This is a genomic window from Pandoraea thiooxydans (genome assembly GCF_001931675.1).
In the GTDB taxonomy this organism is placed as follows: Bacteria; Pseudomonadota; Gammaproteobacteria; order Burkholderiales; family Burkholderiaceae; genus Pandoraea; species Pandoraea thiooxydans.
This window is the reverse complement of the sequence record NZ_CP014839.1, coordinates 3,739,513-3,753,246: the sequence shown is the minus strand read 5'-3', so window position 1 is coordinate 3,753,246 and position 13,734 is coordinate 3,739,513. Positions and strand designations below refer to the sequence as shown.

General features: G+C 65.0%; 12 protein-coding genes. 10 read left to right on the top strand and 2 right to left on the bottom strand.

The annotated features are described in order from the left end of the window. Positions 1 to 26 precede the first annotated feature (26 nt). From PATSB16_RS17250 to PATSB16_RS17215, 8 genes are all read left to right on the top strand, one after another. Positions 27 to 1,721 (top strand): AMP-binding protein, encoded by a 1,695-nt coding sequence (locus PATSB16_RS17250; RefSeq protein ID WP_047215283.1) that lies wholly within the window; start codon positions 27 to 29, stop codon positions 1,719 to 1,721. 6 nt (positions 1,722 to 1,727) lie between these two features. Further along, positions 1,728 to 2,615: a VOC family protein gene (locus PATSB16_RS17245; RefSeq protein WP_047215282.1), complete on the top strand. Its 888-nt coding sequence runs from the start codon at positions 1,728 to 1,730 to the stop codon at positions 2,613 to 2,615. Continuing rightward, on the top strand, positions 2,612 to 3,760 hold the full coding sequence (locus tag PATSB16_RS17240; RefSeq protein WP_047215281.1) for an FAD-dependent monooxygenase: 1,149 nt from the start codon (positions 2,612 to 2,614) through the stop codon (positions 3,758 to 3,760). The genes PATSB16_RS17245 and PATSB16_RS17240 overlap by 4 nt, the downstream gene beginning before the upstream one ends. Next, a complete protein-coding gene (locus PATSB16_RS17235; protein ID WP_237170251.1) occupies positions 3,757 to 4,248 on the top strand; it encodes an acyl-CoA thioesterase in 492 nt (163 codons plus the stop codon). Before PATSB16_RS17240 ends, PATSB16_RS17235 begins: the two co-directional genes overlap by 4 nt. Before the next feature lie 8 nt (positions 4,249 to 4,256). Further along, positions 4,257 to 5,012: a maleate cis-trans isomerase family protein gene (locus tag PATSB16_RS17230; protein ID WP_047215279.1), complete on the top strand. Its 756-nt coding sequence runs from the start codon at positions 4,257 to 4,259 to the stop codon at positions 5,010 to 5,012. Positions 5,013 to 5,165: 153 nt separating this feature from the next. After that, complete coding sequence (locus PATSB16_RS17225; RefSeq protein WP_047215278.1) at positions 5,166 to 6,293, top strand: porin; 1,128 nt, start codon at positions 5,166 to 5,168, stop codon at positions 6,291 to 6,293. 86 nt (positions 6,294 to 6,379) lie between these two features. Next, on the top strand, positions 6,380 to 7,618 hold the full coding sequence (locus PATSB16_RS17220; protein WP_047215277.1) for an MFS transporter: 1,239 nt from the start codon (positions 6,380 to 6,382) through the stop codon (positions 7,616 to 7,618). A gap of 57 nt (positions 7,619 to 7,675) precedes the next feature. Next, entirely contained in the window at positions 7,676 to 8,806 is a 1,131-nt protein-coding gene (locus PATSB16_RS17215; protein WP_052892824.1) for an MBL fold metallo-hydrolase, read from the top strand. 40 nt (positions 8,807 to 8,846) lie between these two features. Here PATSB16_RS17215 and PATSB16_RS17210 read toward each other — a convergent pair whose 3' ends face one another. Beyond that, positions 8,847 to 9,926 (bottom strand): HoxN/HupN/NixA family nickel/cobalt transporter, encoded by a 1,080-nt coding sequence (locus tag PATSB16_RS17210; RefSeq protein WP_083566828.1) that lies wholly within the window; start codon positions 9,924 to 9,926, stop codon positions 8,847 to 8,849. Positions 9,927 to 10,079: 153 nt separating this feature from the next. After that, positions 10,080 to 10,805 (bottom strand): GntR family transcriptional regulator, encoded by a 726-nt coding sequence (locus PATSB16_RS17205; RefSeq protein WP_047215276.1) that lies wholly within the window; start codon positions 10,803 to 10,805, stop codon positions 10,080 to 10,082. Between the two features lie 173 nt (positions 10,806 to 10,978). On the opposite strand from PATSB16_RS17205, the gene PATSB16_RS17200 reads away from it, so the two are divergent. Together PATSB16_RS17200 and PATSB16_RS17195 are read left to right on the top strand one after the other, a co-directional pair. Continuing rightward, the gene (locus PATSB16_RS17200) at positions 10,979 to 12,202 is read left to right on the top strand and encodes a pyridoxal-phosphate-dependent aminotransferase family protein (protein WP_047215275.1); all 1,224 of its coding nucleotides are present in this window, start codon (positions 10,979 to 10,981) and stop codon (positions 12,200 to 12,202) included. Positions 12,203 to 12,324: 122 nt separating this feature from the next. After that, positions 12,325 to 13,608, top strand: coding sequence for an MFS transporter (locus tag PATSB16_RS17195; protein WP_047215274.1), 1,284 nt, complete (start codon positions 12,325 to 12,327; stop codon positions 13,606 to 13,608). Positions 13,609 to 13,734 lie beyond the last annotated feature (126 nt).

The window sequence follows — 13,734 nt, the reverse complement described above, 5'->3', positions numbered from 1 at the left end:
AGTCCTAATTAGAATGAGTGAGAACCATGTCTGACCGAGAACTCTATCGTCCCCGCATATTGCTCGACGGCGTGCGCTATCCGGATATGACCCGTCTGCGCGGCTATGTCGAGTCCGGCATCCTGCCCGAGGCGACATTGGCCGAGGCGTTGCGCGCGTCTTTCGAGACACATGCCGGGCGCACGGCGGTGGCCGGCCCCGACGGCGTGCTGTCGTATCGCGAACTCGACGCGCTGACCGACCGCTTCGGCGCGGCACTGCTGCGTCTGGGGGCGCGGCCGCTCGACCGGGTGTTTTTCCAGTGCGGCAATTGCCAGGAATTGCTGATCGCCTTTCTCGGCTGCCTCAAGGCCGGCTTGATTCCGATCTGCGCGCTGGCGGCGTTTCGCCGTCACGAGGTGTCGTATCTGGGCAACCTGGCCGAAGCCCGGGTGCATTTCGTGCAGGGCGACGATGCCAAATTCGACGACGTCGCTTTCGCGCAGGAGATGCAGTCCGAGGTGCCGTCGCTGCGCCTGATCGTGCAAGCGCGCGGCGAGCGGCGCGGCAACGCGCACCACATGCGGGCGCTGATCGACGCCATGCCGCTCGACGAGGCCCGGACGCTGCTGTCCGAGGTCGAGCACGACCCGTACCAGGCAGTGGTGTTTCAGTTGTCCGGCGGCACCACGGGTGTGCCCAAAATCATTCCGCGCTTCCAGAACGAATACCTGCTCAACATGAACGCGGTGGCCGCGTGGAACGGCTATACGGCGCACGACGTGCTGTTCATGCCGACGCCGTTGATGCACAACATGAACATGGCGTGCTTCTTCGGCCCGTTCCTGCTGTGCGGCGCAACGGTGACGGTATGCGCCGACATCGCGCAAGCAACCCTGTGCGGCCTGATCCGCGAGTTCCAGCCGACCTGGTACGGCCTGGCGGGGCCGATCTTCGCCCGGGTGGCCGATGAAATGCGTCGCGCCGACGTGGCTGCCCGGGCGCAACGAAAATTGATCGCACCAAAGAATGCGGCCGGTCTGAGCGAAGTGCTCGGCTCGCCTTGCTATCACATCTTCGGCATGACCGAGGGCGTGATCATGTTCGCGCGCGCGGGCGACTCCGATTACGTGTTGGCCGAATCCGTGGGCCGGCCCGTGTGCGCGGCCGACGAAGTGCGCATCGTCCATCCGGGCACCGAAGAGGAGGTGGGCGAGGGCGAGATCGGCGAGGCGATTTTCCGAGGGCCGTACACCATCGCCGGCTACTACAAATCCGAGCGCGAGGACGTGCATCGCTTTACCTCCGACGGCTTTTACCGCTCGGGTGACCTGATGCGCTACGAGCTCATCGACGGCCAGCGCTATTACTTTTTCCGGGGCCGCACCAAAGACGTGGTCGATCGCGGCGGCGAGAAGATCAATGCCGAGGAACTCGAGAACGTCATCAACCAATGTCCGGGCGTGCTGGCCTCGGCGGTGGTGGGCATGCCGGACCCGGCCTATGGCGAGCGCGTGTGCGCTTTCATCATGCCGCGCGAGGAGTGCCCGCCGGTCACGCTCCCGGACCTGACGGGTTTTCTCGAGGCGTATGGCATCGCCAAATTCAAATGGCCCGAGCGTGTCGAGATCGTCCCGGAATTTCCGGTGACTGCCTCGGGCAAGCTCAGCAAGGTGCTGCTGCGCAAGCGCATCGCCGAAAAAATCGAGCGCGAGCGCGCACTCAATCCCTCACACGAGTAATTCATCATGACGAATCTTGCATCTCGCGCAGCGGGCGCGATATCCGAACTCGCCCTGCGCGGTGTCCATCACACCGCGCGGCCCACCTGGAAGCTGGAGCAAACCGTGCATTTCTACCGCGATCTGCTCGGCTTGCCGCTGGTTCACGCGATCTCGGCGCGCGGCTGGGGGCCGGCCGATCATGCGGACTTTCTGCACTTTTTTTTCGATAGCGGCAACGGCAGCACGATCGCCTTCTTCTACTACATCGGCACCGAACGGCCTGCGCATCTGGTGCCGAGCGATCACTATCAGGATCGTGCCACCCATACCGCCTGGCAGGTCGCGAACCTCGAGGAACTGATGGCCTGGCGCGCACGGGTCGAGCAGGCCGGCATCGAGCTGCGTTACCAGGTGCGGCACGAAGTGATCGAATCGATCTACTTCAACGATCCCAACGGCTATCCGATCGAAATCACCTACCAGACGCGCCCGTTCGTCCAGTCCGACGCGGACGACGCGACCCGCACTGTCGCGGCTGCTGTCGAACTCGAACGGTGCACTGCGCGAGGCGCGGCATTCGCATCGATCGACGCGGTATGGCAACGCAAGGGCGCGGCCTTGCGCGAGGTCTCGGGGGCGGGCGGCACCGAGCCTGCCGCCGCCACGATGTTCGTGCTCGATGTGCCGGAGTTTCAGGCATTGGCCGAAGTCGCGGCGCGGCGCGGCTACCGGGTTGGTCCGGCGCACGGCGACTACCTGCGCATCGACGGCACGCCGTCGCTGGAATTCAAGCGACGCGAACTCGGCTTCAAGCCGGCCGTCTGGTACGGCGCGCTGACCGGCGGCCTGGTCGGGCGCATCACGACCTTCGACGCCGAAACGCTCCTTATTGCACCGTCGGAGGCCGTATGAAAGCCGATATCGTTGGCGGCGGCCCGGCAGGGTTGTTTCTGGCCATTCTGTTGGCACGGCGCGTGCCCGCCGCGCGGCTCACGGTGTTCGAGCAGAATCCGCGCGATGCGACCTTCGGTTTCGGGGTCGTGCTGGCCGATACCGGGCTCGCGCGCTTGCAGGCAGCCGCGCCCGAAGTCTGCGCCGATCTGGTCGAGGCGATGAAGTTTACTGACCAGCAAGGGATCGTCCTGAACGACACGGCGGTGGTCGTGCGCCGGCCGGGCGCTGGCGGCGCGATTCCGCGCATTACCCTGCTCGAAATCCTGCAGGCGCATGCCGAGCGGCTTGGCATCGAGGTGCTCTACGAGACGCGTGTGACCGATTTCGAGCGCCTCGATGGCGACCTGGTGGTCGGCGCGGACGGCGTGCACTCGAAAATTCGCGCTGCCGATGAAGCCGGGTTCGGCACCACTCACTACAACTTGAGCAATCACTTCGCGTGGTACGGCGTGGCCAAGGCCTTTGAGTCGCCGGCCCTGGTGTTCCGCAAATTTCAGGGCGGCTATTTCGTTGCGCACTATTACCCCTACTCGGACAGCATGAGTACCTTCGTGGCGGAGTGCGACCACCAGACATGGCTCGACCTGGGAATCGAGACGCTGTCGGACGAACAGCGCCAGGCACTGTTCGAGACGGTCTTCGCGGCCGAGCTCGACGGCGAGCGCCTGGTCTCGAACAATTCGGTGTGGCGGCAGTTCCCGGTGATTCGCAATGCGCGTTGGCATGCCGGCAATCGGGTGCTGCTTGGCGACGCGCTGGCCAGCGCGCATTTTTCGATCGGCTCCGGCACGCGCATCGCGATGGAAGACGCCATTGCGCTGGCCGAGGCCGTGGCGCTGTCGCCCAACGATATCCCGGCGGCGCTGGCGCGCTATGTCGAATCGCGCGGGCCGCACAAGAAGCAGCTGATCGATGCGTCGAGCGCGTCGTTTCTCTGGTACGAGCGCATGCGCGAATGGATGGACACCTATTCGCCGCATGAATTCGTCTACCGCTTCATGACGCGCACCGGTCGCGTCGACGGGGCACGCCTGCGTGACCAATACCCCGAGCTGGTCAGGGAAATCGCGGATGCCGGCGTGGTGCTGGCCGACGAGGCATGACCATGATCCGCAGCGCGGAATATGTGTTGAGCGAGCGGCCATTTGTGGTCAGGCGGCAGGTGCGCTGGGGCGATTGCGATCCGGCCGGGGTGGTCTACACGGGACGCTTCACCGAATACCTGCTCGGCGCGGTCGGGTTGTTTGCCGATCACCTGGCCGGCAACACCGGCGAGTCGCTGGGCCAAGTGCACGGCGTCGGCACCCCATGCCGGGGGATGGCGTTCGATTTCGCTGGCACGCTGTGGCCCAACGATGTGGTCGACATCACCTGCACGGTCGGCGAGATTCGCGAACGCTCCTATGACTTCCACTGCGTCGCGCGCAAGCCCGACGGCACGCTGATTTTCCGCGCGACGTTCTCTCCGATCTGCGTGCGGCTCGAAGCGCGCCAGAGCGCGCCGATTCCGCCGTCGTTGCGCGCCGTGCTGCAAACGTATTGCCATGCCGAGGCCACCGGGCCGACCCGGCAACGCAAAAACCACGAGTGAGACGAACCATGAATTTTCGTATCGGGCAAATTGTGCCCAGCTCCAACATCACCATGGAAAAAGAGATTCCCGCGATGCTGCAGGCGCGCATGGCGGCGTATCCCGACGACTCCTTTACCTTTCACGCGAGCCGCGTGCGCATGCATCGCGTGGTGCCGGAAGAACTCGAGCGCATGAATCGCGACATGGGGCGCTGCGCGGCCGAGCTCGCCGACGCCCAGGTCGACGTGCTCAGCACCGCTTGCCTGGTCGCCATCATGTGCATGGGCAACGGCTATCACCGGGAAGCGGCCGAGCAGTTGGCGCGGGCCGTCACCGCGGCCGGCAAGGTGCCGCGCGTCATGACTTCGGCCGGTGCGCTGGTCGACGAGCTCAAGCACTTCGGCGCCCGCAAAATTTCGCTCATGGCGCCCTATACCAACGCGCTGACGCACAAGGTTTGCGAGTACATCGAGAGCGAGGGCATCGAAGTCCACGATGCGCTCAATTTCTCGATCGAGGACAACCTCGAGGTCGGTGCGCGCGATCCGCTGCAGTTGCTCGCCGACGTCAAACGGCTCAACACGCGCGGCGTCGACGCGGTGGTGTTGTCGGCCTGCGTGCAAATGCCCTCATTGGCGGCGTTGCAGGCCGCGCAACGCACCTTGGGCATTCCCGTGACCTCCACTGCGGCATGCACGGTGCGGCAGATGCTGCGCCTGCTCGAACTGCCACATCGCTTGCCGGGCGCCGGCGCCTTGCTGGGCGACACGGCCGGTCTGTAGGCCGCTGCCGACCTGACAACCCCCTCTGAACGCAAGGAGAACGCCACCCCCCATTGAAACGGTTTTACCGCACCGCCTGGCACCCGCCAATCGGGTCCGCCGGGCGTCGGATCGGCACGCGATGCCAAAAAATAATATTCGGAGACATGTACTGTGAAAGCTAGCTATCTCATCCTCGCGTCGTTGGCCGCGCTGCCCGCGCTGTGCGCGGCGCAAAGCCACGTAGTGTTATACGGCATCGTCGATACGGGCGTGGCCTACGTCAGCAACCAGCAGGGCAGCCAGGCCTGGAAGGCGCAGTCGAGCAACCTGAGCGGCAACCGCTGGGGGCTTAAGGGTTCGGAAGATCTGGGCGGCGGCCTGCAAGCGGTTTTCTTGCTGGAAAACGGCTTCGATATCAACAGCGGAAAATCCACTCAGGGCGGGCGCGAGTTTGGGCGGCAGGCCTACGTCGGCTTGAGGAGTCGCCAATATGGCAGCCTGACCTTCGGGCGGCAATACGAGTCGGTGCTGCAGTTCGTCGGCGTCATGAGTTCGGCCGCCCGCTGGGCCTCGATCGTCGGTGCGCATGAAGGCAATATCGACGATCTGGCGCCGGCGTTTCGCGTCAACAACTCGGTCAAGTTCACCAGTGTCGACTATCACGGCTTGACGTTCGGTGGCCTGTACGGGTTCAGTAACCAGCCCGGCGCTTTTTCCGATAACCAGGCATGGAGCCTGGGCGCGCGCTACGCGCATGGCCCGTTGGTGCTCGCCGCCGGCTACTTCCGCCTGAACCATCCGGCCGCGCCAGGCACGGCCGGCGCGGTAGGCGCTGCGGGCAGCGGTGCTCAATCCGATTACGGCGGAGCCAACGGGCTCGCCTCGCTGGGCGGCAGCGGCACCATCCTGAGCCATCAGGTATTCGCCGCCGGCGGCACCTATGCGATGGGCCACGCCACGCTCGGGCTGCTGTTCAGCCACACCGTGTTCGATGCCTCCATCGCCTCGGCCCGGGCCGACAACTATGAACTCAACGGCAGATATCAGTGGTCGCCGCAACTGGGTCTGGGCGCCGCCTATATCTACACCGACGGACGCAACGATGCGGGCGGGCGTCCCAAATATCAGCAAGTCAATCTCGGGGCGGATTATTACCTCTCGAAGCGAACGGACCTTTACCTGGTGGGCTTGTACCAGCACGCCTCGGGTGACGCGGCCCGTGCCGCCCTGTTTACGCAGCCGGCCTCCAGCACCCGCTCGCAGACCTCGGTGATCGCCGGCATTCGCCACACGTTCTGATCCGCGCCGCGCGGGCGAGCGCAGCCGCGTTCCCGCCCGTACGGTCATGACCGCCTGCCGTCAGGCCATCCCCATGGATATGTCAAATGGAAAACGCTATTAGTCTGCCTCATGCCGAGGCTTCGAATCTGCAGAAAGTCTCCGTCCTGATCGGCTGCGCGCTCGGCATGGCCGGCGGCATTGCCACGGTGCATTTCGCTACGGTCGGCATATTTCTGAAAGCCATTGCCGCGTCGTTCCACTGGAGCCGCTCGGAGATCTCGGCCTGCGCGCTATTTTTCATGGTGGGCCTGGCGTGCGGGTCGTTCGTCGTCGGCCGGCTGTTCGACCGGTACCCCGCGCGCCGGATCCTGTTGGGCTCCGGCATCGTGTTCGCCGTTTTGCTCGCGCTGCTGAGCATGGCGCCGGGCAATCCGTTCATCTTTGCGCTGTTGAATTTCGTGATTGGTTTTGGCGGCGTAGCAACCGGCCCGGCAGGCTATGTCACGGTCATTTCCCGCGTCTTCAGCGCTCGGCGCGGCGCGGCGATCGGATTTTCGATGATCGGCGTGGGTCTGGGCGCGGCCGTCATGCCGCTCGTCGCCCACGCGCTGCTGCAGGCCTACGATTGGCGAATCGCTTACCGCGGCCTGGCGCTGATCGCGCTGTTGCTGGCCGTCGTGGCGCGGCTTCTTTTGCGCGCCAGCGTGGTCGACCCGGCCAAGCCGGCATCGCCGACGGACCTCGCGTTGCGCGAACCCGAGGGCGATTCGGTGCGCGACGCGTTGCACCGGCCGATGTTCTGGCTGCTGATGCTCGTGACGTTCGTGATCTCGGCGATCAGCCTGGGCGCGATGGTGCATCTGCCGGCCATGTTCACCGATCGCGGCATTTCACCGGGCTTCGCCGCGCGCGCCGTCGCGGTGGCCGGGCTTGGCGTGGCGCTCGGGCGCGTTGGCGTGGGCATGCTGCTCGACAAGGTATTTGCCCCCTGGGTGGCGGCCGCGTGCTTCATGCTGGGCGCCATTGGCATTCAACTGGTCAGTCACGCCGCCGCAGGGCAAAGCGACACGATTCTGGGCGGCGCGATCCTGATCGGCTTTATCGTCGGCTCGGAGGGCGACTTCGTGCCTTATTTCGTCACCCGGTACTTCGGCTTGAAGCATTTTGGCTTCCTGTACGGGCTGACCTATTCGGCCTTTGCCCTGGGCGGCGTCGCCGGTCCCACCTTGTTCGGTCGCTGGTATGACTCGGCCGGCAACTACTCGGGTGTACTGGCCGCTTCATCCGTCATCTGCGTGATATGCGCCGGCGTCATTTTCCTGTTCCGCAAATACCGGTTTTGAGGTCGAGTGCCCTCGGCCGGGCGCTTCTCGTTCATCTATTTTTCGAACGCAAATCTCATGGACAAGACACGCAGAAAAGTATTGACCGGCGCCGGATCGCTGGCGCTGGGCGCCACACTCGGCAGCCGGCGCGGGTCGCGCGCGGCGTCACCCGATCCGGTGCCGACACAGGCGCGCACCCGGCTGGTTCTGTTGGGCGTGGGTGCCGGCAGAACGGCCTGGCGCGGTTGCAGTTGCGGCGGCATTTCGTCGGCGGTGGCCGTCGGCAAGGATGTCTATCTGGTCGATTTCGGGCGCGGCTGGCTCGACGCCTACTATGCCGCGGGCCTGGCGAGTCCGGGCCCGCAGGCCAGGCCCGGCGGGCTGGAGACATTGCGCGCGGCATTCATCACGCATTTGCATGCGGACCACGTGGTCGATTACTCGGAGTTGCTGCTGTTCGGCTCGACCGATGGCCTGCTGCGCCGCAAGTCGCCGGTTCAAATCCATGGCCCAGGGGCGGTTCCGGCGCAGCGCAGTGCCTTTCTTGCCTCCGGCCACCATGTCGACCTGGTCAACCCGTCGAATCCTCAACCGGGCACCCGCGAGATGACCGAGTCGCTTTACCGCGGCTTTGCCTCCGACCTGAACGACAACATCACCGATAGCGGCAAGCCGAACCCTCATCGCTATCTCGATGTGCACGACATCGTCCTGCCGGCCGGCCTTCAAGCATCGTTCGCCAATCCCGCCCCGCGCATGCGGCCGCTTCCCGTCTACCGCGACGAAAACGTGGCGGTGTCGGCGATATTGGTCAATCATCGCCCGATGTTTCCCGCCTTTGCCTTTCGCTTCGAGACGGCCGATGGCGTCATCGTATTTTCGGGCGATACGACCCGGTGCGAAAACCTGATCGAGCTGGCGCAGGGGGCCGACATACTGGTGCACGAGGCCATCGATCTCGGCTGGGCGAGAAATCTTTTCCCGCAGCCGCTGAGCTTCGCGCATGCGGCCAAATTACGGCATCTGACGCAGGCGCATACCGATGCGGCGGTTCTCGGCGAGATTGCCAGCGCCGCCCGCGTCAAGACCCTGGTGCTGTCGCATCTGGCGCCGCCGACGTTACCCGACTCGGCGTGGCTGTCGCAAATTCATGGTTTCGACGGCAAGGTCGTCGTCGGCAAGGCGCATTTGACGCTGGCGTTGTGATCGTGGGCAGGCGCCCCGGCTTGCCGCCAGCGGCCGCACGCTACACCCCAAGCTCCACCTCGTCGAGCCGCCGCCATTTGTAAATCGCGATCGAGATTGTCCAGCTCGCGGCGAACAGGCCGATGATGAGAGCGCCGAGCGTGCCGAAGTCGCGATTGAGCGAAGCGATCGCTTGCCAGGCCGCACCTTTGAGTTGCAGGTGGTCGACGGCCAGCCCGAGCGTCTCGATCGCGGCGACGGCGAAAGCCACCACGACCGAGATCGAGGTGATCGTGAGGTTGTAGTAGAGCTTGCGGATCGGCTTGACGAAGGCCCAGCCGTAGGCGCCGAGCATCAGCAGGCTGTCGGTGGTGTCGATCAGCGTCATGCCGGCGGTGAAGAGCATCGGAAACACCAGGATCGACCAGACCGGCATGCCGCGTGATGCTTCGGCTGCCGAAATACCGAGCAGGCCGATTTCGGTGGCGGTGTCGAAACCCAGCCCGAACAGCACGCCGAGCGGATACATGTGCCAGCTGCGCGAGACGAGCCGGAACATCGGTTTGAAGAGCCGCGCGAGCAGGCCGCGATTGCCGATCAGCAGATCGAAATCTTCGTCCGCATAGCGCTCGCCGGCCCGCACGCGCCGAAACGAGCGCAGCACCGAGCGCAGCACGAGCAGATTGAGCCAGCCGATGCCGAACAGGAACAGCGCCGAGACGGCCGTGCCGATCAGGCTGCCGGCCGCCTGCAGCGGGGCGAGGCGCTGCCCGAACGCGAGCGCGGTGGCGGCCATCGCGGCCGAGGCCAGCACCACGATGCTCGAATGCCCGAGCGAAAACATCAAACCCACCGAGACGGGGCGCTGGCCCTGCTGCATCAGCTTGCGGGTCACGTTGTCGATCGCGGCGATGTGGTCGGCGTCCACCGCATGGCGCAGGCCGAGACTGTAGGCCAGCAGGGCGGTGCCCAGCAGCAGTGGCCGCTCGCGAAAGGCGATCCATGCCCACGACCAGGCGAGGGCATTGAAGGCGATCAGCAGCACATAGAGGCCGCCGATCCGGCGTTTGAGGCTCAAGCCGAAGGGGGCGCCGGGCTCGGCGTTGATACGGTTGGATGGCGCGGGGGGCGGGCTTTGCATGGCGGGCGCGGCGAACGGTCTCTCACGGGTGGGCGTTGATCCCTGAAGCCAGCAAGACGCGTGCCGAGCGCCGCGCGGCATCTGGCGCGAGAGAGGGTGACCGTTGCGGTGCAAGCGCGCACCTCGGTGGTGCGGGTTTGCACGGCGCTGCCCTCAATCGTCCTGCGCCCCCGCTTCAGCCGCTTCGGCCGCCAGTTGCAGCACGGCGTCGCGCTTTTCCAGCAAGTGCTGGCGCAGGATGGCTGCGAGGCGCTTGCCGTCGCGCGCCTCGAGCGCCTGAATCATTTCGTCGTGCTCCTGCACCGCGCGGTCCCACTTCGCGGTCTGGAAATTGGAGCGAAAGCGCAGCGATTGCAGGCGGCGGTTGACCGAGATGTAGATTTGCCGCAGCGCCGAGTTGCGCGCGGCTTCGTTGATGCGATCGTGAATTTCGCGGTTGCGGCTGTAGTAGCCGGGCAGGTCGTTTTGCGCGCGGCACGCCAGCATGGTGTAGTGCAGCGCCTTGATCTCGGCCAGCTCGGCCGGCGTGATGCGCTCGCACGCCAACTCACCCGAGAACGCTTCGAGCCCGCTCATCACTTCGAAGGTTTCGCGGATCTCCGCTTCGGTCATGCGCGAGACGGTCGCGCCGCGATTGGGCGAGATGTCGATCAGCCCCTCGGCCGCCAGCACTTTCAGCGCCTCGCGCAGCGGCGTGCGCGAAATCCCCAGCGTGTCGCACAGCTCGCGCTCGTTGAGCTTGGTGCCCGGTTTCAACACCCCTTCGACGATGAAGTTGCGCAGATGCTCGACCACGGTGTCGTGCAGCCGCAGCCGCGTGACCTTGGGCAGCGCGGGTGTCGCGGCGCTCAAATCAGCTTGATTGGCGGAATTTTGCATACAAAATTTGCATAGATAGTTTCGTCCGATTTTACTGCATCTCGTCCTGATTCGGTATTTGCCTTGTAAATACGGGGTAAACCCGACAATTCCCCAGCGAAATTTTTCTTTGACAAGCGGACGGAATTTGGTAAAGTATTTTGCATGCAAAATTCAATTAACAGGAGATTCGCATGATTCAGCTGGACTTCCATCCCGCCGGGCGTCACTTTTTGCAGATCCCGGGGCCGAGTCCGGTGCCGGACCGCATCCTGCGGGCCATGAGTTATCCCACCATCGACCATCGCGGGCCCGAGTTCGGCGCGCTGGGCCTGAAGGTGCTCGACGGCATCAAGAAAATTTTCAAGACAAAGCATCCGGTCATCATTTACCCGGCCTCGGGCACCGGCGCGTGGGAGGCGGCGCTGTCGAACACGCTCAGCCCGGGCGACACGGTGCTGATGTACGAGACCGGCCAGTTCGCGTCGCTGTGGAAGAAGATGGCCGATAACCTCGGCCTCAAGCCCGAGTTTCTCGGCTTGCCGGGTGCCGAGGGCTGGCGCCACGGGGTCGACGCCGCGGCCATCGAGACGCGCCTGCGCGTCGACACCGGGCACCTCGTCAAGGCGGTGTGCGTGGTGCATAACGAAACCTCCACCGGCGTGACGTCCGATATCGCGGCGGTGCGCCGTGCGATCGATGCGGCCGGACACCCGGCGCTGCTGCTGGTCGACACCATCTCGGGCCTGGCTTCGGCCGATTATCGTCACGACGAGTGGGGCGTCGACGTGACCGTCTCGGGCTCGCAAAAGGGCCTGATGCTGCCGCCCGGCATCAGTTTCAACGCGCTCTCGCCCAAGGCGATCGAGGCCAGCCGCCATGCCGGACTGCCGCGCAGCTTCTGGGGCTGGGACGAAATCATCGAGATGAACAAGAACGGCTACTGGCCCTACACGCCCAACACCAATCTGCTGTACGGGCTGGCCGAGGCGCTCGACATGATTCTCGGCGAAGGGCTGGACAACGTCTTCGTGCGGCACCAGCGCCTGGCCGAAGCGTGCCGGCGCGCGGTGCGCGCCTGGGGGCTGGAGATTCAATGCGCCGACCCGGCGGTCTATAGCCCCGTGCTGACCGGCGTGATGATGCCCGAGGGCGTCGATGCCGACGCCGTGCGCAAGATCATCTACGAGCGCTTCAACCTGTCGCTCGGCGCGGGCCTGGGCAAGGTCAAGGGCCGCATGTTCCGCATCGGCCACCTGGGCGATTGCAATGAACTCACGCTGATGGCCGCGCTCGCCGGCTGCGAGATGGGGCTGACGATCGCCGGCGTGCCGGTGGCCGGCAGCGGCGTGAGCGCGGCCATGGCCTACCTCGCCGCCACGCCCGCCGCGGCCGCACCCCTGAAGGCGGTGGCGTAAGCCGCACCGCCAGCCTTCCAACGCAGGCATCGGCCAGCCGCCGCCAGAAGCGGGCACCGATGCCACGACAAACTCACCGCGCGGTCACGCCGCGCGACCGACAATAACGGAGACAACACACCATGAAGCGTTTTCGCGTGACCAGCACCGTGCTGCTGATGCTGTGCATCATGTATTTCATCACCTACCTCGACCGCGTCAATGTCAGCACCGCGGCCGCTGGCTTCGCCAAGGACTTCGGACTGAGCAAGACGGAAATCGGTTTTGTGTTTTCCGCCTTTGCGTATCCTTACCTGCTGTTCCAGATCATCGGCGGCTGGGTCAGCGACCGCTTCGGCGCCGGCAAGACCCTGGTCGGCTGCGGTCTGATCTGGGCGCTCGCGACGATCCTCACCGGCATGTCCGGCGGACTGTTGACGATGGTCATCGCCCGCCTGCTGCTGGGCTTTGGCGAGGGCGCCACGTTCCCCGGCGCGACCTCGATGATGTCGCGCTGGGTGCCTAAGGAAAAGCGCGGGTTCGCGCAGGGCATCACGCACTCGGCCGCGCGCATCGGCAATGCGGTGGCGCCGCTGGTGGTGGTCGCGATCATGGTCAATTACGGCTGGCGCGCCGCGTTTTACGCCACCGGCGCGCTGAGCCTGGTGTGGGTGGCTGTCTGGGCGCTGACCTTCCGCGAGCATCCGAAGGATCATCCGCGCATCACGCAGCAGGAACTCGACAGCCTGCCCCCGCCCAAGCCCAAGGCGCCCAAGGTCGCCTGGGCCAAACTCTTCAAGCGCATGATGCCGGTCACCATCGTGTACTTCTGCTACGGCTGGACGCTTTGGCTGTTCCTGAGCTGGATCCCGCAGTATTTCCTGCACAACTACGACCTCAACCTGAAGAAGTCGGCCGTATTTGCCTCGAGCGTATTCCTGGCCGGCGTGATCGGCGACACGCTGGGCGGCATCGTCACCGACAAAATTCTCGTCAAGACGGGCAACCTGCGGCGCGCGCGCAGCTGGATGGTGTCGATCTGCATGCTGCTCACGCTGATCGTGCTGATCCCGCTGATGTTTACCCACGACCTGGTGATCTCGGCGATGTGCCTGTCGGCCGGGTTCTTCTTCGCGGAAATGACGATCGGGCCGATGTGGGCGATTCCGATGGACATTGCGCCCGAGCATGCGGGCACGGCCGCCGGCATGATGAACACCGGCTCGGCGCTGTCGGCGATTCTCAGCCCGGTGGTCGGCGGCTTCCTGATCGACCGCTTCGGCAACTGGAACCTGCCTTTCGCGACCAGCATGGCGTTGATGGCGCTGGGCGTCGTGCTGGCCTTCCGCATGCAGCCTGAGAGCAGGTTCGATGCCGGCGCCGAGGCCGGCGCGCCAGCGGCCCCGGTGTTGTCGGGCAAATCCTGAGCGCGTGGCGGCGCGACGCCGCCCGAGCCCGCTCGATGCCACGTTCCCGGCCGCCGGTGCCGGGAACGCGGTTTTCGCAGTACCGCCGGACTTGATTTATCGCCCCACTGCTTTAGTGTGGCTGCA

What these genes read in the sequence shown, in the direction of transcription:
- PATSB16_RS17200 (WP_047215275.1), top strand. Translation starts at nt 10,979, where the DNA reads ATGATTCAGCTGGACTTCCATCCCGCCGGGCGTCACTTTTTGCAGATC.
- PATSB16_RS17230 (WP_047215279.1), top strand. Translation starts at nt 4,257, where the DNA reads ATGAATTTTCGTATCGGGCAAATTGTGCCCAGCTCCAACATCACCATG.
- PATSB16_RS17215 (WP_052892824.1), top strand. Translation starts at nt 7,676, where the DNA reads ATGGACAAGACACGCAGAAAAGTATTGACCGGCGCCGGATCGCTGGCG.
- PATSB16_RS17250 (WP_047215283.1), top strand. Translation starts at nt 27, where the DNA reads ATGTCTGACCGAGAACTCTATCGTCCCCGCATATTGCTCGACGGCGTG.
- PATSB16_RS17220 (WP_047215277.1), top strand. Translation starts at nt 6,380, where the DNA reads ATGGAAAACGCTATTAGTCTGCCTCATGCCGAGGCTTCGAATCTGCAG.
- PATSB16_RS17210 (WP_083566828.1), bottom strand. Translation starts at nt 9,926, where the DNA reads ATGCAAAGCCCGCCCCCCGCGCCATCCAACCGTATCAACGCCGAGCCC.
- PATSB16_RS17240 (WP_047215281.1), top strand. Translation starts at nt 2,612, where the DNA reads ATGAAAGCCGATATCGTTGGCGGCGGCCCGGCAGGGTTGTTTCTGGCC.
- PATSB16_RS17235 (WP_237170251.1), top strand. Translation starts at nt 3,757, where the DNA reads ATGACCATGATCCGCAGCGCGGAATATGTGTTGAGCGAGCGGCCATTT.
- PATSB16_RS17245 (WP_047215282.1), top strand. Translation starts at nt 1,728, where the DNA reads ATGACGAATCTTGCATCTCGCGCAGCGGGCGCGATATCCGAACTCGCC.
- PATSB16_RS17205 (WP_047215276.1), bottom strand. Translation starts at nt 10,805, where the DNA reads ATGCAAAATTCCGCCAATCAAGCTGATTTGAGCGCCGCGACACCCGCG.
- PATSB16_RS17195 (WP_047215274.1), top strand. Translation starts at nt 12,325, where the DNA reads ATGAAGCGTTTTCGCGTGACCAGCACCGTGCTGCTGATGCTGTGCATC.